Raw genomic sequence first — 20,395 nt, 5'->3', positions numbered from 1 at the left:
AAAATCCGCCAAAAAGAGGCGAGAAACGACAAAGAAAAGTGGGTGGAACGAGCATGGAATGGGACAGGGACTCCCTCGGACTTGAGCGCGATCTCAAAAGAGGGCTGAGAAACGAAGAATTTGTTCTTTATTATCAACCACGGATGAATATACGGACAGGGAAAGTCACCGGAGCCGAGGCACTGGTCCGTTGGAATCATCCGGATCACGGGATGATTTATCCTGATAACTTCATTCCATGCGCGGAACAGACCGGTCTGGTTCTTTCCCTGGGAGAACAGGTGCTGCGTCAGGCCTGTCTTCAGCAGAAAGCATGGGAAAATCAGGGGGTAGGTTCCCTTGTCGTTTCCGTAAACTTTTCCCCGCGACAAATCTATGAAAATAATATTGTGGAAAGGGTATCGGCCATCCTGAAGGAAACAGGGGTGAAACCGGAACATCTGGAAATCGAAATCACGGAAAATGTCATGATGGACGTTGATTATGTCGTAGGGATCCTGAATGACTTGAAGCGTCTCGGCATTGGTATCAGTCTGGACGATTTCGGTACAGGGTACAGTTCTCTCAGTTATTTGAAGAACCTCCCGCTCGATAAACTGAAAATCGATCAGTCTTTCGTTTTCACATCGACGACGGATATGAATGATCAGTCGCTTGTCAAAACGATCATTGCGATGGGCCATCAGCTGAAGCTGGGAGTGGTCGCCGAAGGGGTAGAGACGAGGGATCATCTCGTATTGTTGCAACGGAATGTATGTGAAGAGGCACAAGGATACTTCTTCAGTAAACCGATACCTCCCGCTCTTTTCTATGAAAAAATGCCTGAATGGGAACATATGGTGAGAGACCAGGGGGTAGGCGAATGGGAGAATTCTGTCTGGCAACAGCAGGAAGCGAAAGCTGTCGCCCGGGAGGAATTGCTGGAGACCCTTCAGAAACAACAGGGATTCACCTTCAAATATCACCGGGAGAACCGATCTTTCATCCATACGATGGCTGACGGGGAGCTGCTTTATAGACTGGGTTACTTGCCGGAGAAGGTGGTCGGTTCATCTTTATATGAATTATTGCCAGAGCCGGAAGCGGCTCTGAAAGAAAGCTATTATGAACGGGCGTGGAATGGAGAGCAGGGCGTCGTGTATGAAGGGCTGCTGAATGGTGTATCTTACATAGCGTCCTTGTCCCCGATCGTGAAAGGCAAGCAGGTAGTGGAAGTGATCGGTTCTTGCATCGAAATTACCCAACAGAAAAAGGCTGAAGAACGGCTCGTTCAAAAAGAACGCGGGTATCAGCATATCCTTGATCGTCTCACGGAGAAGATCATTCTATTGGAAGATGTGGGAACGATTACTTACATGAGTGCTTCGTTGCGTGACCTCCTTGATTATAAGAGAAGTGAACTCTCCGAGATTCCCCTGAGAGAAATAACCTGTGAGAGTGACCGTCTGTTTATGAGCGAGAACCTTAAAAAACTGCGAACGGAAGATGTAGATACTATATCAGGGTATGTGACGCTCATGATGAAAAATGAAGAGTTGAAAGGGTTCAGCTTCCGAATGATGCGGGTGGCCGAGGAGAAAGAGATGTCGATTGCGGTAGTCGTCAAGCCTGTGAATCACGGATGACCTCCCCTGTCGTTATGCGATGTTTTCTTGTAGCTGATGCTGGAAAATGTCGCATAAATTTTTTTATGAGTTATTTTTAGAGGGTTCAGTCTTCGAAAATACGTAATAACAGTTTTAATGCGGCATTTTTGAACGGTGTTAGGAAGAAAACATCGCATAAGCGTTCCGGGGCTCTGTGTCTTATCAGGGCGCTTCCGCTTTTCGTTTTTCGTGATCCAGCTGCGAAGAACAGAAGCCCGAAAGATAAGCAGCCAACCCTGTTTCGGGAAAAAGCACCCAAAAGAAGCTGATTCTGCTTATGACTGAGGTTTCTAAGCGGGGTAGCTCCGCTTTTCTCTTTAAGATCCAGTTGCAGCACCCAGAAATTCGTGATATAAGTCGACCGGATCAGAAAAAAGATAGACCGCTTTTGTCTGACCACTCGACTTATATCAGTATTTCTAAGCGGGCGCTTCCACTTTTCGTTTTGCAAAATCACTTAAAATAAATTATAATTACTTACAAACACTTAAAGGTGATGTCATGTATCAGGAAGAACGCATTGAAGAAATTTTGAATATGCTTGAACAACAGCAGCGTATACGGGTGGAGGATGTTTGTGAAGCGTTTGATGTGTCCCGTGACACGGCGCGCAGGGATCTCGTGAAGCTATCGGAACGCGGCGAAATCGTTCGTGTCCACGGAGGGGCTATGCTACCGAAACGTCCGGAAAGACTGCACTATAAAGAGCGTCTGGCTCAAGCGAATGAAGAGAAGCAGCGGATCGGAAAGCTTGCCGCTTCTTTCATCAAGAATCAGGATTCCGTCATTTTCGATACATCCACGACCGTCCAATCGCTTATCAGGTATATGGAGGTTGAATCGGTTACAGCCGTGACGAATTCCGTTTATGCCGCTGAACTATTATCAGATACGTCTGCGGACATCCACTTATTGGGTGGTCAGTTGAACAAGGAGCAGCGTTTTCTTTATGGACCTTCTGTTCTCGAAAAACTTGAGGATTTCCGGACGGATAAAGCATTCGTAGGCACACTCGGAATATCCGAAGAAGGGTTGTCGAGTTACCATGAGGAAGACGGATACGTCAAAAAGAAGATGATTCAGCGGGCGGATGAAGTGATTGTCGTCGCGGATCATTCGAAGATGGAGAGATATGGGTTTTACACGTTTTCTTCGCTGGAAGAAGTGGATGTTGTCGTTACGGACAAAGAACCTTCTTCCCGGATGAAGGACGTGTTTGAACAATATGCAGTGACCTGGATCACTGCCGATTAGAGAATGCCGGCCGGCGTGACCTTGAGAGGGCGTAACGGCCGGTCTTTTTGTGGAGAAAGAAATCAGTGTGTTATAGTTAAGCAAAGAACAGGGAGGCGATACAATGAGCGAACAGACATGGGTTCTTTCCCAGGGCAAAGAAAAACGGACCGTACAACCGGAAAGAGTAGCCTACTATGAACGGGTGCAGATTGTCGAAGCACGTCTAAAGAAACGCATGTATTATATCTTCTTCTATAAAGAAACATATGTAACAGCCATTCAGGCTACGAAAATCAAGATTCACTCTTTCCTCGCCCGGGCTTTCCGCGAAGGGCTGGTCTGCAGCACGCCTCATCCTCTCCTCGAGCGGCTGAATAAGAATAAACCTTTTCCTACTTCCACTTATTCTTCTTTTCTACAGCAACTGGCTGATAATTATACCCACCAGGAACAAGCTTATATCCTCACATTCCTGGAATCTTTCATTCCCAAAAAGAAATTGCTTCAACAAATGAAGACCCTTTTTTACGAAATAAGACGTCAGGGAAAAATGTTCCAGGCGTACAAGATTATCCGTGTTCTCATGGACTTCGCCCCTAATCATCGATTCGTCAAAGAACTTTCCCACGATCTCAACTTCCAGTCGTTCGAAGAAGTGTATGAACTGCCGGGTGTGGACCTATGGGACAAAGACCCGCTTCAAGCAGAGAAACGGTTGTTCCACGAGAGGGACCCTGAGCTGCTTCCGCTTCTTGGTTCGACGCAGCCTCTTGAATACACAGGATTTTCCCTCCTGCTACTTATCGAAGGAACCACTACGTATGAAGATTATAAAGAAACATGGAAGACGTTATTCCGGGAAGAAGAACGAACACTTCTTCTGGAGCACGTGAACAGAGCGGTTCCATCGGAGCAGAAGGTGAAGCAGGAACTACTCTCTGTATACGTTGCACAGAAGAGGCTTCACGAAGCGTCTGAACTACTTAAGGATAACGATATGATACTTACTGAAGAAGAAAGGCAAAGCGTGAAAAATGTTCTTCTCACAACCCCTTTCTTTGTGACTGATGTTCCTATGTGGGAAAGATATCTGGATGAAATTCTTGCGGAGGACACCGCGGAAAAAGGGCAACTGCTTCACGCTTTTGTACGTGACACGCTTCCGTACGCTGATCTTTCTGAAATCCGTACGACTCTGACCGGTTTCAGGGGCGGAGAGGACATAGACATCTATGACAAGGTTCAAAGAATGGAGGAATGGCAGGAAGATCTCGATCACATGGAAGAACTGGGTGTCTTGTATTATGAATTCGGGCAGCCGGAAAAAGCGCTTGAGTGTTTTCAATATGCTTCGGAGATGATGCCGGAATCGATCCAACCTGTACAGTGGATGGCAAAAGTCTATAAGGATCTCGGTTATGAAGAAGAGTCGCAAACCTATAGAAATCTTACGAAGCAAATGCAAAAAACTTCCTTGTGAGTCGAGATAACATATAGTATAATTAACATATATTTTGAAAATTCAGTCATTTAAAATCCATCTTGAGAGGAGAAAGACGAATGGCTAATGATGCGCGCTCCCCTGCACCTTCTTCTACCGGTTTGCAAGAGAATGTTGGCGGTCTTTTGGCGTATCTGCTCGGATTCATTACGGGAATCATTTTCTTACTTGTGGAGAAAGAAAATTCGTTCATCCGTTTCCATGCCATGCAGTCAACCATCGTCTTCGGCGGAATTTTTGTATTGGGGCTCGTTACCGGTATGATCCCGATCATCGGCTGGATCATCGGTATTTTGCTGTCACCGATTTCTTTGATTCTATGGATTTTCCTTATGTATAAAGCGTATAACAAAGAACGCTACCACCTTCCGATGGTGGGAGAAATGTCCGAAAATCAACTTAAGAAGATGTCGTAGCCAGACGAGAAGAGTGGAGACATCCCGCTTAGAAACCGAATGTTCCAACGAAAAAAAGAGAGAGGGAGACCTCTCTCTTTTCCTATGGTCAAAACATGAGATACGTGGATGCAAAGTAAAGAACAATCGTGAGGGCGGACGGAATAGCATAAACCCCTACATGCTTCGCCGATTTACGCTGCATGGCGAAAATCGAAAGAGCGATCATAGCGATGCCGAGAAACGCCACTGTCACGTTGGAGGCGCTGGCAGCATTCAGGATAGCCCCTTCTCTGTAGAAGGCATCCGTAATCACGAGCAATTGCAGGTTGAACAGGTTGCTTCCGAAAATGGAACCGAGTGCCAGCGAATAATTCATGATCCGGAAGGCTGCAAGAACCGTCACCAGCTCAGGAAGAGAGGTGGAAGCAGCGATAAGGAAGCTTCCTACGAAACTTGAGCTCATCCCGGTTTCTTTTGCAATCAGATCCCCGTAAATAGCCAGAGCACTTCCTGCAATGAAGACAAATAGTGCGGCAATGATGAAACGGGCAATCGCCTGATTCAGCGAAAGGGAGGATGTAGGTTCCTCCGCTTCGTCCTCGGCGCCGCCAGTCTGCCTCATGACGATAATGTAGATGATGACGAGAAGATACATCTCAATACCGACGTTGAATAGACCCGGAGCACTTTGCCATAGAAGAGCTACGGCCAAAAGGGCTGTCATGACGAGTCCTGTATAAGCGATGGGAACATGAGTACTCCGATCCACCGTGTCGAATACTTTTTGCTTTCGGTAGATAAAATCGAATACCATTAGAATCAGCACGTTGAAGACGTTACTTCCCAACATGTTACCTACGGCTATATCAGCGTTATCGATATAAACCGCGGTCAGGCTGGTAGTCAGTTCCGGAAGGGAGGTGGCTCCTCCGATCAGAAGCGTACCTACCATCGCTCCGCTCCATGTCGATTTCTGGGAAATGACGTCTCCGTATTTATTCAGCTGAATGGCTGCAAAGATGACCACAAGAGCCGCTGCAATGAATATGACAAAAATCATGGAAGTCCTCCTGAATCAAGTAGATGGAATCACTATTCTTAACTATATCGAAGGGACTGTTCCTCGTCAATTTGTTATACTTTCTCAAAAGAAAGGGGGAGGGAGAATGAATGTAAAAATAAATGTCCTTATGCTGCTTATTCTGTCCTTTGTTACAGCGTGTCAGTCTGAAAATGCTGCGACAACGGTGACTGAAGTGGTGGACGGAGATACGATACGTATAGAAAAGGATGGGCAAGAAGAAAGTGTTCGTCTGTTACTCGTGGACACGCCGGAGACGAATCATCCTTCGCTTCCTGTTCAACCGTTCGGTAAAGAAGCAAGTGCTTTTGCCGAGAAACGTCTCGAAGGAGAAGAGATCAAACTGGAATACGACGGGCCAAAGCGGGATAAATACGATCGGCTGCTTGCGTACATATGGATCGATGATTCGCTTTTCAATGAGGAATTGCTGGAGAAAGGCCTAGCCCGCTATGCGTATGAGTATGATCCTCCATATGAATACTCGGAACGTCTGAAAGAAGCGGAAAGAAAAGCTCGGCAAGAGGACAGAGGAGTATGGTCCAGACAAGGGTACGTTACGGAGGAAGGATTTCAGGCGGATGCCCGTGCTTCGTTTAAGGATAGAGATTGCAGTGATTTTGACTCGCAGGTTGAAGCTCAGCGGTTCTTTGAAGAAGAAGGAGGGCCGGAACAGGATCCTCACCAGCTGGATGGCAATGATCAGGACGGGGTGGTCTGTGAAAGTCTGTAATGCTTCCGTGCCTTTCGCACGCTTGTGAAGGTTCAAATAGTAGCGGAGAGGGTATACTGTAAGAAAGAACCTGCAGGAGGTGGCGACATGGAATTCGAATTCATGACGACGGAATGTGCACTTCCCTGTCTTGTAGTGGCAGATGATGACAACGGCAGGTATATGATTCAGAACGTAGACCGTAGCGGAGAAGTATTCAATTCGAAAGAAGAGCTTCTGGAATGGATGGAAACATGCTGGAGACGTGAGATGATGGTGGAACCCGAACTATATGACCGTATGCTTAAAGAACTGAAAGAAAGCGTGCTGCTCGTGTGATTACGAGTGCACGTTTCTTTTTTTGAAGAGGGCGATCGCTTCGGAGCGTTTGTGGACTCCCAGTTTTTTATAAATGGAGCTAATATAATTGCGGATGGTTCCTTCTGACAGGTAGAGGGTCTCCGCGATTTCTTTATTTTTCATTTCTTCTGCCATGTATACAAGGACTTCTTCTTCCGGATCCGTCAGGGAAGGGAAGGCTTTCTCCTTTTTAAGGACGAGAGAGCGTCGAAGAGTCGGAGCTATATAGTCAGGGAAGATCATGATTCCTCTTGCACAGGCCCTGACTGCCCGGATGATATCTTCCGTTTCCCAATCTTTCAGCAAAAATCCGGTAGCTCCTTTTTTTAAAGCCTCCAGAGCCAAAAGGTCGTCGTGATGGGAAGAGAGGATAAGAAAACAGGAATCCTTCATTTCTTCTCTTGTCTGTTCCATAACCTGGATGCCACTTAACCCGGGCATTTTCCAGTCCAGGAGAATGACATCAGGTGCTGTGTCCTCCATCTTTTTCAGAGCTTCTTCCCCGTTTTTCGCGATAGCAACAACTTCGAAGTCCGATTCTTCGGAAAGGATCGTCTTCAATCCGTCACGGTTAACAGCGTGGTCGTCGGCAATCATGATTCGAATAGGTCTCATGTCAGAATCACCCTTCTAATCGGTTTAAGAACCCGTCGCGAGTAAGTGGACCTTCTTTGTGAAAGTACAGGGGAGCCTTCGTTGAATTGTCACAAAATTTGTAATGCTTAATCATATTATAATGAATTAAGGTTAAACTTTCCATAAAAATCTATTATAATAGGTTCACTGAACAGTAGAACTTTTGGGAGAGTTCTTATCTTTGTTCAGGGTAATCCAGGATTTAAATGGGAGAGTTGGGTATTTTCCTTCCTCGTGATTCGGAGGAAGGACTTTTTTTGTACGTAATATTTGACAGCGTTTACACAAAAGAGTAACGTTTAAGATACAAGTTAAACGAGTGTGATAGAAAAGGAGACCACACGACAATCCCCAGGGAACAACTGGATTGTTGTGTGTTTTTTTATACAAAAGGAAGGGAAGGGTACTAATGAAAAAAGTGATCAACCAGGCTGACAATGTAGTGAGAGAAATGCTTGAAGGATTTGAAGAGGCGCATGCAGACTACGTGAGATCTTTGGAAGGTACTACTGTTCTTTTAAGGAAAGATGCACCGGTGACTGGTAAGGTTTCTCTGATCAGCGGGGGTGGAAGCGGTCATGAACCGGCGCATGCCGGATACGTCGGGGAGGGAATGCTGGATGCAGCTGTAGCTGGAGAGATGTTCACATCCCCGACACCTGATCAGGTGTTCGAAGCGATCAAAGCAGCAAATGGCGGGGAAGGTGTATTTCTTGTAATCAAAAATTATACCGGTGACGTGATGAACTTCGAGATGGCAAGAGAATTGGCGGAAGCGGAAGGCATTTCAGTAGAGCAGGTAGTTGTCAACGATGACGTCGCTGTCGAGGATAGTTCTTTTACCAACGGACGTCGCGGAATCGCCGGAACGGTTTTCGTCCATAAAGCTGCGGGAGCAAAAGCTGCCGAGGGAGCCTCTCTTGAGGACGTGAAAAAGGTAGCGGAAAAAGTCGTGGCCAACACGAGATCCATGGGCGTGGCGTTGACGCCTTGTATCGTTCCAGGATCCGGCAAGCCGAGTTTCACCCTTGAGGAAGATGAAATGGAAGTAGGGATCGGCATTCATGGTGAACCCGGGATTGAACGCAAGAAGATAACTTCTGCCGACGACATAGCAGAAGAGTTGCTGCAAAAAGTATTGCAGGACAGTGTGGACTTTCAGGGTTCCGAAGTCGCTGTCATGGTGAACGGTCTCGGGGCAACTCCTGCTTCTGAGCTTTACATTGTGAACCGCTATGTCCAGAAACGGTTGCGGGATAATGATATTCAGGTGACCCATACGTATGTTGGCGAGTACATGACGTCTTTAGAAATGGCGGGTTTTTCCATCACGCTGATGAAAGTGGATGAGGAATTGAAACAATTACTCGATGCGAGAGCGGATACTCCGGCTTTTCGCAAATAGGAGGTTTCTATATGGAAATGAAAACAGAACAAGCAGTGGCGTGGATCGAGAAAGCGAATGCACTCATCCAGTCGAACAAAGAATATTTGACCGAGCTCGATCAGGCTATCGGAGACGGGGATCACGGGTTGAATATGTCTCGTGGGTTCCAGGAAGCCGAAGCGAAAGTAAGTGGAACGGATTATGACACAGTAGCAGACGTGTTCAAGGATGTTGCTACCGTACTTATGTCGAAAATAGGAGGTGCTTCAGGGCCTTTATATGGTACCGCCTTTCTCAAAATGTCCATGACTGTGAAGGATAAAGATCCTGTAACGGAAGCCAATTTGGCAGATGCGGTGGAAGCTGCGCTGAACGGAATGAAGCAACGCGGAAAAGCCGAACAGGGAGAGAAAACCATGATTGACGTCTGGCACCCTGTCGCTGACTTCTTGAAAAACGGGCAAAATGTACAGGCTGATAAATTGGAAGAAACGGCGGAGAGAGCCATGAACGAAACGAAAGATATCGTTGCGACAAAAGGTCGGGCAGCTTATCTTCAGGAACGTTCCAAAGGGCACGTGGATCCCGGTTCTACGTCTTCTTTCTATCTATTCCAGGCCCTCGCCGATGTATGGAAGAAAGGGGAATGATAGATGGCGAACGTCGGAATCGTTTTGATTTCTCATAGTCCGAAGGTAGCTGAAGGGGTGAAAGACATTATCTCGGAAGCTGTCAGCAATGTGAAAGTGATACCCGCCGGAGGTACAGAAGAAGGCGGAATCGGTACTAGTGCGCCGCAGATTCAGCAGGCTATCGAGGAAGCGGATTCCGGCGGTGGCGTTCTACTTCTTTATGATATCGGTAGTGCCGGAATGAACGCAGAGATGGCTGTGGAGCTTGCTGACAAAAAGGATTGTTATGTAGCGGACGATATCCCTCTGGTTGAAGGAGGGTATGTAGCTGCTGTGGAAGCGGGGATGGAGAGGTCATTGGATGAGATTCTTACGTCCCTGCGAAGTAGTTTTTTATCTGGATCGAAAGAATAAAAGAACGCATGAGTCAGATGATGATCGTCTGATTCATGCGTTTCTTTTGTTGCTATCATATTTTGATGGGGCCGCTTTTTGTCTAGCTACGACACCTAGCCCTTAGCGACATAAGCGAAAACCATCCGTAAAGAAGTAGAGCGCTTCTTTAGGTTGATTTTCGCTTATGACTGAGGTTTCTAAGCGGGCCTTCTCCGCTTTTCAATTAAGCATGTTGCATGAGGAATTGATACATTTCCCTGCCTTCTTCGTTCAGGGTGGTGCCTGTTCCGTGGCAAGTGGTGCATTCGGTGATGTAGCTGGTTTCTTCGAATGCCTGTTTCCATGCTTCTGTGTCATTCTGATTGGTTACAGTGAGGTAGTGGGCGGCGAGCATGCTGGCCTTCGTATCATTATATTCCGTGTACTTCCCGGATCCTTCACAAATGTTACATGTATGATAAAGCGTGTGCAATTGCCTTGTTGGCATGAGATCTCTCCTTTTTCGTAATTGAATGTAAATATGATTTTACGAAATATTCAGATAAAAGGCAATTGCAAATCATCCAATTTCCGGATAAAAAAAAGAAAAAAACTACATCTCTTCTTTGATCCCTTTTTGGACGAGCCACCAGTTCGCCGGATAGCTGGTCATAAATCCGAGAATCATAGCGATCTGCATCATGAACCAATAGGTAGCCTCTGACGGTACCGGCGGTTCTGTGAAAAGAAGGTAATGTACAATTGCCATCCAGCCGAACATACCGACTTCAAAGGCGATCAGAGAAAGAGAGTCCGCTTTGATGGAGTCTCTGATCGAGTCCCACTTCGAATTGTTTTCGCTCATCGGATGAATAGCGAAATATTGAAAAATGATTCCGAATCCGTACGCCAGAATAAATTCTACGGCGTAATGGGCGAATAATGTTGACCCGGCAATGGTTATTCCTGTAATGGCTACAATGGGTACACCTACTGCGTCTCCGAAAGAGCAACCAGAGGAACAGTGACTGGTGGAAAAGAAGACCTTCGCCCCTTTCCCTCTATCATCCTCCTGTTCATTGTCTTTCGCTTTCAGACGCCCCCATTTGAAGTACGTCCATAAAGCGATCGGACCGAGAAACCAGCCGTTGATCGGCCAGACGATATTCATAATTTTCATCATCTGCGGATGTCTCCATACATCGATGGCGATAATAATTGAGGATAAAATTCCGATACCAAGAGCAATCCATGAGATTGTTGCTAACATAAACGTCCACCTCCTTCTGAATTAGATACCCATATCCGGTATTTTTCTAAACGGGGAATTTTCATTTTAGAAATAAAAGCATATCAGTTGAGTTGTATACCTATACGGGGTATTATTTTAAGAAAAGGAGGGAGTCCCATGGAAGATTTGCCGGAAGTCAGTGGGAAAGAACCTGTAACTCCACGTACGGATGAAGAAAAAGCGAAAGTATTGAATAGATTGAAGCGTATCGAAGGTCAAGTGCGCGGGATTCAGAAAATGGTGGAAGAGGACAGATATTGTGTAGACATTCTGGTCCAAATCTCTGCGATTGATAGCGCGCTGAATAAAGTGGGTCACTCTTTGATGGAACGCCACACGCATCACTGTGTTGCAGATGCAGTGAAAAAAGGGGAAGGCGAAGAAGCGATCGATGAACTGATGAAAGTGATGAAACACTTCACGAAGTAAGGAGGTGCAGATATGAGTGAGCAAAAGCACACGGATCTCGGTGTTACGGGCATGACATGTGCCGCCTGTTCAACGAGAGTGGAGAAAGTTCTCAACAAAATGGAAGGGGTAAACGCTCAGGTGAACCTTCCTATGGAAAGAGCCAGCATCGACTACGATCCGTCTGTTGCATCAATGGAGGATATCGAAGCACGTATCGAAAAGCTCGGATACGGAGTGGAAAAGGATACGGTGGATCTCGATATCAGCGGAATGACATGTGCTGCCTGCTCCAACCGTATCGAGAAGGTACTGAACAAAACGGACGGGGTGGAAAACGCCACTGTCAACCTGGCGAATGAGACTGGAACGATCGAATACCGTCCAGGTGCCTTGTCCGTAGATGATATGATTGCCAGAATCAGAAAGCTCGGGTATGATGCCGCACCACGTGCTTCTGAGGAAGAGAAGCAGTCCAATAAGGAAAAAGAAATCCAGAAACAGAAATACAAACTCATCGCTTCGGCAATATTATCCGCCCCTCTTCTATTGACGATGTTCACGCATCTGTTCGGTATGGAACTGCCGGGAATCTTCATGAATTTCTGGTTCCAGTTAGCTCTGGCAACACCTGTTCAGTTCGTGATCGGCTGGACGTTCTACCGTGGGGCCTACAATAACTTACGGAATAAATCAGCGAACATGGATGTGCTCGTAGCCTTAGGTACCAGTGCCGCTTACTTTTACAGTGTGGCAGAAGGGATACGGTCCTTCGGGAACCCCGGCATGGAACCGCATCTGTATTTCGAAACGAGTGCGGTGTTGATTACGCTCATCCTTCTTGGGAAATACTTCGAGACGATTGCCAAAGGACGTACGACACAGGCGATTTCCGGATTACTGGAGCTCCAGGCGAAAGAAGCTGCTGTCCTCAGGAACGGGGAAACCGTTCAGGTACCGGTCGATCAGGTACAGGTGGAAGACATCGTGCTCGTCCGTCCCGGTGAAAAGATTCCTGTCGACGGTGTCGTCATCGAAGGGGAGAGTTCCGTCGATGAATCGATGCTGACCGGAGAAGCGCTCCCTGTCGGTAAAACACAGGGCGAAGCTGTGACCGGCTCTACCATCAATAAAAACGGAACGATCAAAATGAAGGCGACTAAAGTCGGTGGAGACACGGCGCTTGCAGGAATCATACGAGTCGTAGAACAGGCGCAAGGGTCTAAAGCACCGATTCAACGGATGGCCGACGTCATTTCCGGTTATTTCGTGCCGATCGTCGTGGCGATCGCTGTCGGTACGTTCCTTGTCTGGTTTACGCTCGTGGCTCCAGGGGACGTGGCGCTTGCACTTGAAGCTTCGATCGCTGTTCTTGTCATCGCCTGTCCTTGTGCGCTCGGTCTCGCCACCCCTACTTCCATCATGGTAGGTACAGGGAAAGGTGCCGAGATGGGTATCCTTTATAAAGGCGGCGAACACCTGGAAGCAACGCATAAGCTGGATACGATCGTTTTCGACAAAACGGGGACTATCACCAAAGGCGAGCCGGAAGTCACGGATGTGGATTTGGATGAAGAAGCGCTTCAGTATCTCATCAGTGCAGAGGCTTATTCCGAGCATCCACTGGCGGAAGCCATCACCTCTCATAGGAAAGACATTGAGAGAAAACAGGTCGATGAATTTGAAGCGGTTCCCGGTTCCGGTATCCGCGCAGTCGTGGAAGGGAAAACGATACGCGTCGGAACAGCGAAATGGATGGATGGTATTTCTTCCGACCTCCTGGAAAAGGCAGGTAGTTGGGAAGAGGAAGCGAAAACGGTCATGTTCGTCGAGCTCGACGGAGACGTGCGCGGAATCATTGCCGTAGCGGATCAGGTGAAGCCGGAAGCAAAAAAAGCCTTGAAGAGTCTCCGCGACCGAAACATTCAGCTCGTTATGCTTACAGGCGATAACGAGAAGACTGCTCAAGCTATTGCTCGTGAGGTCGGTATCGACAAAGTGATTGCCGGTGTCGTTCCCGAAGAGAAAGCGTTTCACGTGGAACAATTGCAAAAAGAAGGACGCCATGTTGCAATGGTAGGAGATGGAATTAATGATGCTCCTGCTTTGGCAGCGGCGGATATCGGAATCGCCATCGGTACGGGGACGGATGTCGCTATCGAAACAGCCGACGTTACCATCCTCGGAGGCGATTTGCAGCTGTTATCGAAAGCCGTCGAATTAAGTGACCAGACGATGAAGAATATTAGACAGAACCTGTTTTGGGCCCTGTTCTATAATTCTGCCGGAATTCCGGTAGCTGCCCTTGGTCTCTTGGCGCCATGGGTAGCAGGAGCGGCGATGGCCTTCAGTTCGGTCAGTGTCGTATCCAACTCATTGAGATTGAAAGGGAAGAAGGTTTCCTGATCAAAGGTTAATCAAATTCAAGGAGGTACAATCATGGAAAAAACATTGAATGTGCAAGGAATGACGTGTGGACACTGCGAATCAGCGGTAAAGGGAGCTCTAGGCGAACTGGATGGAGTGAAAGACGTTCAGGTTTCTCTCGACAGCGGAAAAGTCGATGTTACGTATGAAGAAGGAAAAGTGACGGAAGAACAGATGAAAGATGCCGTAGAAGAACAAGGGTATGACGTGGAATAACATGTAAAACCGTGAGAAGGGTGCTCCCTCTCACGGTTTTTTCTTTATATAATGATGCTGATAAATGATAAGCGAGCTAGTCATACAGTTTATGTATTTTGTGAATTATCATTTTTTCATTTACATATATAATTATATGCTTATATAATAATCAGAGAGGTGAGATCATGGAACGAACACGATTGATGATAGAGGAAGCGGCTCCTGCTTTGAAGTTACTCGGGGATAAAACCCGTCTGACGATTGCCGGAATGCTGAAAAATGGAGAGTGCTGCGTCTGTGAGTTTACTGAAGTGCTCGAGATGAGTCAGCCTTCCGTTAGTCAGCATCTGCGCAAGCTGCGTGATGCAAAGCTCGTAAAGGAAAATCGTCGGGGTCAATGGGTGTTCTATTCCCTGAATGAGAACTATGAAGCGTATGATCTCGTCCTGAGTGTGATCGATCACGTTTCCGATCAATCGGAGAAACTGCAGGAACTCGAGAAACAGGGAAAAAGAATTCAATGTGAGTAGAGGAAGGATGAAAGTGTTTTGGCAATAATAGCAATATCGATATTTTTAGCGACGCTGGTACTCGTCATCTGGCAGCCGAAGAATCTCGGAATCGGCTGGTCAGCCTGTGCGGGGGCGGTTGTCGCTTTACTTCTGGGTGTCGTTGATTTCGGCGATGTTCAGGATGTGACGGGAATTGTCTGGAATGCGACGCTTGCATTCGTAGCAGTTATACTTATTTCTTTGATTTTGGATGAAATCGGCTTTTTCGAATGGGCTGCTCTACATATGGCCCGTATCGCTAAAGGGAACGGTAAGCTGATGTTCGTTTACGTGACGCTTCTAGGAGCAGTTGTAGCAGCTTTGTTCGCGAACGACGGAGCTGCGCTCATTCTTACGCCGATCGTTCTGGCGATGGTGAGGAACCTGAATTTCAAACAGGCGATGATCTTGCCGTTCATTATGGCAAGCGGGTTTATCGCAGATACGACGTCGCTTCCGTTCATCGTGAGTAACCTGGTGAACATCGTTTCTGCAGACTTTTTCGGAATAGGGTTCATCGAGTACTCCTCACGAATGATCGTGCCGAACTTGTTCTCGCTGCTGGCGAGTATCATCGTGTTGTATGTATTCTTTCGTAAAGACATGCCGGACCATTACGACTTGAATCAGCTGAAAGCACCGAAAGAAGCGATTCAGGACCATGCGATGTTCCGTACGTCGTGGGGCGTGCTTGGACTGCTTCTAATCGGTTACTTTATAAGTGAACCGCTCGGGATTCCGGTATCGATTATCGCCGGGATCATCGCCATCTTCTTTCTTCTGATGGCGAGAAAAAGCAGTGCCATCGAGACGATGAATGTCGTCAAAGGCGCACCGTGGGCGATTGTGTTCTTTTCCCTCGGGATGTATATCGTCGTCTATGGTCTCCGTAACGCAGGGTTGACGGACGTACTTGCAGGAGTCATCCAGGCAGCTGCAGATCAGGGGATGTTCTCCGCAACAATTTCCATGGGTTTCATTGCGGCGATTCTTTCTTCTGTAATGAACAATATGCCGACCGTCATGATCGACGCCCTTGCGATAGCAGAGACGGACACATCCGGAGCTGTCCGGGAAGCTCTCATCTACGCAAATGTCATCGGTTCCGATCTCGGGCCGAAGATTACACCGATCGGTTCACTGGCGACGCTCTTATGGCTTCATGTGTTGTCGATGAAAGGGTTCCGCATCTCATGGGGGTATTACTTTAAAGTAGGGATCATCCTTACTGTGCCTACGCTTTTCATCACGCTTGCCGGGTTGTATATCTGGCTTGCGATACTACTTTAAAAGGAGAATGATATATGACAAAACCGGTGATTTATTTCCTATGTACAGGCAATTCCTGTCGCAGTCAGATGGCAGAAGGTTTCGGGAAAAAATATTTGAGTGATAAATACGAAGTGAAATCAGCAGGAATCGAAGCGCACGGCCTTAACCCGAAAGCGGTGACGGCGATGGACGAAGCTGGCGTGGATATCAGTGGCCAGGAATCGGAAATCATTGATAATGATATTCTCAATAGCGCGGCGTACGCAATCACGTTGTGCGGAGATGCGAATGATAAATGCCCGATGACACCTTCTCAGGTGACACGTTACCACTGGGGATTCGACGACCCGGCGCGTGCTGAAGGGACAGACGAAGAGAAATGGGAAGTCTTCCGTCGGGTGCGCGATGAAATCGAAGCGCGCATTAAACGTTTCGCAGAAGAAGAAAAGTGAAATCACCCCGCTCAGAGGTACTCACCAGTGTTTTTTTGCGACACTCACAAGAGAGTCGACTTCTTGAGTGTACCGCAAAAGAATTTGCCACCCACTCATGACAGAGGTTGGAGGCTGAATGTACCGATTCCTCATTTGCGGGACATTCAGGCGGATAAACCCGCTGCAAGTGTCGCATAACGTTGGAGTAGAAAAAGTACCATACAAAAAAGTTGGAACAGCAGTCACGCTGGTTCCAACTTTTTTACGTTCTCAGTAATGGGAGGGTGCAGCAGCGGAAGGAACCGCCGGATTTGATGATCTCTGAAAAATCATGCTCGAGCACCCGGAATCCTTTTTCTCGCAGAAGACTGTTCAATCGCTTCTGAAGGGGGAGGCTTACGATGGTGTCATTTCCGAGTGATAAGACATTCGGTCCCATATAGAAGCGCTCGTCGTCCGTTACAGTAATCGTTTCGAATCGGGACTCGATCTTACGCAGCCCCTCTTCTGAGAAAGCGGGAGGATACACGATGGCTGTGTGTTCGTTCAGAATGGAGAAGACACAGTCCAGATGAAGGATATCTTCCTGCAGAAGCAGCGGTTCGATACGGTGTTCCGGGAACCTACGTCTCAAGTCTTCGACGGCATCTGTCGTCGTGCGTTTCGCCCGTCCGATCCAGATCGTCTCTCCATCGACGAGCACGTCCCCTCCTTCTATCGACCCTTCCGGAGGCTCCTCGTAGGGAAGGGAGCGGAATTCGAGCCACTGTTTCAAAACCGCCGATTCTCCCTGGCGTATGGATTCTTCCATAGCTCCTAATACAAGGTGAGGACCGATGACAAAGGCGATGTCTCTCGTGAAGACCTGCTCAGGCAGATGAGGGGCGGCGGGAAGTTCCATCACTTCTACCCCATTCTCTTTCAAAAGCCGCACGAATCCCCGATGTTGTGATAAGGCGAACTCCCTGTCAATGTTCGCATCTTTATAGTGCTTCTGGGTCTCGTTGATCGCTTCCGTAATCTTCATGTAGGACGGAGGAGTGACGATCGCCTTCTTCAATATGCCATATTCGTTCGTGCATCCGACATTGTAGTCAGGGATGGTATCTTCCATGTGGATTCTCCTCCTGAAGTAAAGTACTCTTATTTTCCCCGATTTCTTTCGGATGAAACTAAAAGGTTTATGCTTCGGAGGGGGCTTTCGTCAGGGAAAACAGCATGATCAGCCCGAGTGTTGAAGTCGTGAACAGAATCGCACCCATAGGTACTGCTGTAGATTCATCGAGCCCTGCCAGTGGAGAAACCGTCGCTCCGAACAATAGAGGAAGCATGCCAAGCACGGCGCTGGCACTGCCCGCGCGCTGTCCCTGCTTCTCCATCGCCAGCGTGAAGGTACTGGTAAGCACCATGCCCATACACGTCATGTAGATGAAGATAGAAATGACCAGGGTCGGCAGTGGGCCCTCGATAATCGTCATGATCAGCAGGAAAAAAGTTGCCGTAACGGCTGTAATGACTGCGGTCTTTAGTAGCTTCCGTTCATGGATGATACCTCCGAGGCGCCCGATCAGAAAGCTACCCGTGATGATCGCAAGTCCATTGATGCCGAAAAGGACACTGAAGACTTGCGGAGAGACTCCGTAAATCCCCTGATAGACGAAGGGAGTCCCGGATACATAGGCGAAGCTTCCTCCGTGAACGAATCCGATTGTGAGCGCATACCCGATAAAGGAACGATCCACGAGCAGCTGTCCGATCGTTTTCAATGAAGCACCGACGGAACTGGGCATTCTTTTCTCCGGAGGTAGAGTCTCCGGTAGTTTCCATGTAACCGTGAAGACGATGATCAGTCCCAGCAGAGCCAGGAAATAAAAAATCGTGTGCCACGAAGAGAAAGAGAACCATAGAATGGCGCCACCTGCCATCGGTGCAATCATCGGTGCGGTCGCATTGATCACCATCAGGAGGGCAAAGAATTTTGTCAGTTCCCGCCCGTCGAAAACGTCACGGACGACTGCCCGCGACAGTACTACTCCCGCAGATGCGGTGAATCCCTGAAGAAACCTTGCTACAATCAGTATGAAAATGTTCGGAGCCAGCGCGCAGAGAAGAGAAGCGACGGCGAATAAAAATAAGAAAATCGTAAGCGGCTTCTTCCTTCCTTGAGCGTCACTGATCGGGCCGACAACGATCTGACCGACCGCCAGACCGATAAGGCAGGCGGTGAGACTCAGCTGTACCATGGATGCCGTCGTCTCAAGATCAGCGGCTATTCCCGGAAAGCTCGGAAGATACATATCTATATTGAGAGGCCCCATGATGCCCAGCATTCCAAGCAGCAGAGCGAGGCCGAAACGTTCTTTTCCTGTAGGGTTATGTAACATATCATTCGACACCTTTCTTTTCGTTCCTAAACCATTATTGTAAACCTCCACTTCGGATAATGCGACTCTTTCTTCTTGGAAAAAGAATGTTTTCCTACCAAGCAGGGTATGGTGATAATAAGAAATAGAAGGAGGGATCCACTTTATGACACATAAAGCAGTAATTCTCGGGACGGGGCCTGCAGGCCTGACAGCGGCCGTGTACCTCGCCCGTGCGAATATGGAGCCGGTGGTGATTGAGGGACCTGAACCAGGTGGGCAATTGACGTTGACGACGGAAGTCGAAAACTATCCCGGATTTCCGGAAGGGATTATGGGTCCTCAGCTGATGGACGATATGAAGAAACAGGCGGAACGTTTCGGCGCCGAGTTCAAAAGAGGATGGGTGGAAGATGTGGATATGTCCGAACGCCCATTCAAATTGAAAATCAACGGAATGGATGATGTGGAAACCGATACCCTTATCATCTCTACAGGTGCCTCAGCCAAAATGCTGGGAATCCCTGGCGAGAAAGAAAATATGGGCAAAGGGGTCAGCACCTGCGCTACGTGTGACGGTTTCTTTTTCCGTGATAAAAAACTCGTGGTCGTCGGAGGCGGGGACTCAGCGATGGAAGAAGCGAACTTTTTGACGAAGTTCGCCAGTGAAGTTCAAATCGTGCATCGCCGAAACGAACTGCGAGCTTCTAAAATCATGCAGGACCGGGCGAAAGCGAATGAAAAGATTACCTGGGCCCTTAATAAGACACCTGTCGAAATGGAATCCGACGGGATGAAGATCAGTGCACTGAGAGTGAAGGACAATGATAGCGGAGAAGAGGAAGTCATTGAAACAGATGGTATCTTCGTAGCTATCGGTCACAATCCGAACACGGAGTTTGTGAAAGGGAAACTCGATATGGACGACAAAGGATATCTGCTTGTGGAACCGGGAACGACGAATACGAACGTCGAAGGGGTATTTGCCTGCGGGGACGTACAGGATGCGAAATACCGCCAGGCCATTACAGCAGCAGGAACGGGTTGTATGGCAGCCATGGATGCAGAACGTTTCCTTGAAGGAGAAGCGGCGATCGACTGGAGTCATACGTTATCGTAAACCGTCAGAAGGATAGAGAGCCCGGGGCTTCGGTATTGCACCCCGGAAGTTAGAGTAAAAAATCTAATTTCCGGGGTGTTTTTTATGTCAAAGTATAGTGAGGAATTTAAATTGAAGGTGGTAAGGGAATATCTCCAAGGTCCTCTAGGGTACATTTTACTAGCTGAAAGATACTCTATCCCTAGTGAAACCCCAATAAAAAATTGGGTCCGAGCGTATAAAGCTTTTGGAGAAGAAGGGCTAAAAAAGAGACATTCCAGACAAGTATACTCTGTCCAATTCAAGCTGGATGTATTAAACTTTAAGAAACAAACAGGCGCTTCTCACCAGGAGACTGCGATTGCCTTCCGCTTAAATAATCCTTCGT

General features: G+C 47.7%; 23 protein-coding genes. 17 read left to right on the top strand and 6 right to left on the bottom strand.

The window, feature by feature from the left end; all coding sequences use genetic code 11:
- Positions 1 to 53 precede the first annotated feature (53 nt).
- The 4 genes from BLQ44_RS15875 to BLQ44_RS15855 all read left to right on the top strand — a co-directional run bounded on the left by BLQ44_RS15875 (position 54) and on the right by BLQ44_RS15855 (position 4,799).
- On the top strand, positions 54 to 1,625 hold the full coding sequence (locus BLQ44_RS15875) for a sensor domain-containing phosphodiesterase (protein ID WP_093194871.1): 1,572 nt from the start codon (positions 54 to 56) through the stop codon (positions 1,623 to 1,625).
- Positions 1,626 to 2,147: 522 nt separating this feature from the next.
- Positions 2,148 to 2,900, top strand: coding sequence for a DeoR/GlpR family DNA-binding transcription regulator (locus tag BLQ44_RS15865; protein WP_093194869.1), 753 nt, complete (start codon positions 2,148 to 2,150; stop codon positions 2,898 to 2,900).
- A gap of 103 nt (positions 2,901 to 3,003) precedes the next feature.
- Entirely contained in the window at positions 3,004 to 4,362 is a 1,359-nt protein-coding gene (locus BLQ44_RS15860) for a hypothetical protein (protein ID WP_093194868.1), read from the top strand.
- A gap of 80 nt (positions 4,363 to 4,442) precedes the next feature.
- Complete coding sequence (locus BLQ44_RS15855) at positions 4,443 to 4,799, top strand: DUF4870 domain-containing protein (RefSeq protein ID WP_176757553.1); 357 nt, start codon at positions 4,443 to 4,445, stop codon at positions 4,797 to 4,799.
- Positions 4,800 to 4,887: 88 nt separating this feature from the next.
- Here the strand turns inward: BLQ44_RS15855 and BLQ44_RS15850 are convergent, their stop codons facing one another.
- A complete protein-coding gene (locus BLQ44_RS15850) occupies positions 4,888 to 5,841 on the bottom strand; it encodes a sodium:calcium antiporter (RefSeq protein WP_093194867.1) in 954 nt (317 codons plus the stop codon).
- A 106-nt stretch (positions 5,842 to 5,947) separates the two neighbouring features.
- Between BLQ44_RS15850 and BLQ44_RS15845 the strand changes: the two genes are divergently transcribed.
- Together BLQ44_RS15845 and BLQ44_RS15840 are read left to right on the top strand one after the other, a co-directional pair.
- Entirely contained in the window at positions 5,948 to 6,595 is a 648-nt protein-coding gene (locus tag BLQ44_RS15845; protein WP_093194884.1) for a thermonuclease family protein, read from the top strand.
- 87 nt (positions 6,596 to 6,682) lie between these two features.
- A complete protein-coding gene (locus tag BLQ44_RS15840) occupies positions 6,683 to 6,913 on the top strand; it encodes a hypothetical protein (protein ID WP_093194866.1) in 231 nt (76 codons plus the stop codon).
- On the opposite strand, the gene BLQ44_RS15835 is transcribed toward BLQ44_RS15840, so the two are convergent.
- A complete protein-coding gene (locus BLQ44_RS15835) occupies positions 6,914 to 7,549 on the bottom strand; it encodes a response regulator (protein WP_093194865.1) in 636 nt (211 codons plus the stop codon).
- A gap of 430 nt (positions 7,550 to 7,979) precedes the next feature.
- On the opposite strand from BLQ44_RS15835, the gene dhaK reads away from it, so the two are divergent.
- Genes dhaK through dhaM form a run of 3 tightly spaced genes read left to right on the top strand, consistent with a single transcriptional unit; the run spans position 7,980 to position 10,003 of the window.
- Positions 7,980 to 8,975 (top strand): dihydroxyacetone kinase subunit DhaK, encoded by a 996-nt coding sequence (gene dhaK, locus BLQ44_RS15830; RefSeq protein WP_093194864.1) that lies wholly within the window; start codon positions 7,980 to 7,982, stop codon positions 8,973 to 8,975.
- Between the two features lie 11 nt (positions 8,976 to 8,986).
- Positions 8,987 to 9,607, top strand: a complete 621-nt coding sequence (gene dhaL / locus BLQ44_RS15825; RefSeq protein ID WP_093194863.1) for a dihydroxyacetone kinase subunit DhaL — start codon at positions 8,987 to 8,989, stop codon at positions 9,605 to 9,607.
- Between the two features lie 3 nt (positions 9,608 to 9,610).
- Entirely contained in the window at positions 9,611 to 10,003 is a 393-nt protein-coding gene (gene dhaM / locus BLQ44_RS15820; RefSeq protein ID WP_093194862.1) for a dihydroxyacetone kinase phosphoryl donor subunit DhaM, read from the top strand.
- Positions 10,004 to 10,208: 205 nt separating this feature from the next.
- Here dhaM and BLQ44_RS15815 read toward each other — a convergent pair whose 3' ends face one another.
- Together BLQ44_RS15815 and BLQ44_RS15810 are read right to left on the bottom strand one after the other, a co-directional pair.
- The gene (locus BLQ44_RS15815; protein ID WP_093194861.1) at positions 10,209 to 10,472 is read right to left on the bottom strand and encodes a hypothetical protein; all 264 of its coding nucleotides are present in this window, start codon (positions 10,470 to 10,472) and stop codon (positions 10,209 to 10,211) included.
- Positions 10,473 to 10,577: 105 nt separating this feature from the next.
- Positions 10,578 to 11,234 (bottom strand): DUF4396 domain-containing protein, encoded by a 657-nt coding sequence (locus BLQ44_RS15810; RefSeq protein ID WP_093194860.1) that lies wholly within the window; start codon positions 11,232 to 11,234, stop codon positions 10,578 to 10,580.
- A 138-nt stretch (positions 11,235 to 11,372) separates the two neighbouring features.
- Between BLQ44_RS15810 and BLQ44_RS15805 the strand changes: the two genes are divergently transcribed.
- The 6 genes from BLQ44_RS15805 to arsC all read left to right on the top strand — a co-directional run bounded on the left by BLQ44_RS15805 (position 11,373) and on the right by arsC (position 16,563).
- On the top strand, positions 11,373 to 11,684 hold the full coding sequence (locus BLQ44_RS15805) for a metal-sensing transcriptional repressor (protein ID WP_093194859.1): 312 nt from the start codon (positions 11,373 to 11,375) through the stop codon (positions 11,682 to 11,684).
- A gap of 12 nt (positions 11,685 to 11,696) precedes the next feature.
- Positions 11,697 to 14,069, top strand: coding sequence for a heavy metal translocating P-type ATPase (locus BLQ44_RS15800; protein ID WP_093194858.1), 2,373 nt, complete (start codon positions 11,697 to 11,699; stop codon positions 14,067 to 14,069).
- A 33-nt stretch (positions 14,070 to 14,102) separates the two neighbouring features.
- Complete coding sequence (gene copZ / locus BLQ44_RS15795) at positions 14,103 to 14,306, top strand: copper chaperone CopZ (protein ID WP_093194857.1); 204 nt, start codon at positions 14,103 to 14,105, stop codon at positions 14,304 to 14,306.
- A gap of 167 nt (positions 14,307 to 14,473) precedes the next feature.
- Positions 14,474 to 14,818, top strand: a complete 345-nt coding sequence (locus BLQ44_RS15790; RefSeq protein ID WP_093194856.1) for an ArsR/SmtB family transcription factor — start codon at positions 14,474 to 14,476, stop codon at positions 14,816 to 14,818.
- Positions 14,819 to 14,836: 18 nt separating this feature from the next.
- The gene (locus BLQ44_RS15785; RefSeq protein WP_093194855.1) at positions 14,837 to 16,129 is read left to right on the top strand and encodes an arsenic transporter; all 1,293 of its coding nucleotides are present in this window, start codon (positions 14,837 to 14,839) and stop codon (positions 16,127 to 16,129) included.
- Positions 16,130 to 16,143: 14 nt separating this feature from the next.
- Entirely contained in the window at positions 16,144 to 16,563 is a 420-nt protein-coding gene (arsC, locus tag BLQ44_RS15780; RefSeq protein WP_093194854.1) for an arsenate reductase (thioredoxin), read from the top strand.
- A 244-nt stretch (positions 16,564 to 16,807) separates the two neighbouring features.
- On the opposite strand, the gene BLQ44_RS15775 is transcribed toward arsC, so the two are convergent.
- Positions 16,808 to 17,659, bottom strand: coding sequence for a dimethylarginine dimethylaminohydrolase family protein (locus BLQ44_RS15775; RefSeq protein ID WP_093194853.1), 852 nt, complete (start codon positions 17,657 to 17,659; stop codon positions 16,808 to 16,810).
- A gap of 67 nt (positions 17,660 to 17,726) precedes the next feature.
- On the bottom strand, positions 17,727 to 18,929 hold the full coding sequence (locus tag BLQ44_RS15770; protein WP_093194852.1) for a Bcr/CflA family efflux MFS transporter: 1,203 nt from the start codon (positions 18,927 to 18,929) through the stop codon (positions 17,727 to 17,729).
- A 145-nt stretch (positions 18,930 to 19,074) separates the two neighbouring features.
- Here BLQ44_RS15770 and trxB point away from each other — a divergent pair, with 145 nt between their 5' ends.
- Positions 19,075 to 20,028 (top strand): thioredoxin-disulfide reductase, encoded by a 954-nt coding sequence (gene trxB / locus BLQ44_RS15765; RefSeq protein ID WP_093194851.1) that lies wholly within the window; start codon positions 19,075 to 19,077, stop codon positions 20,026 to 20,028.
- An 84-nt stretch (positions 20,029 to 20,112) separates the two neighbouring features.
- Positions 20,113 to 20,395 (top strand): helix-turn-helix domain-containing protein (locus BLQ44_RS15760; protein WP_143004696.1); only part of this gene is annotated, 283 nt, incomplete at its 3' end.

Origin of the sequence: Salimicrobium halophilum, assembly GCF_900100295.1 — a bacterium.
GTDB classification, from domain to species: Bacteria; Bacillota; Bacilli; order Bacillales; family Halobacillaceae; genus Salimicrobium; species Salimicrobium halophilum.
Note: the sequence above shows the minus strand (reverse complement) of the source record. Positions and strands in the feature narration are given on the sequence as shown.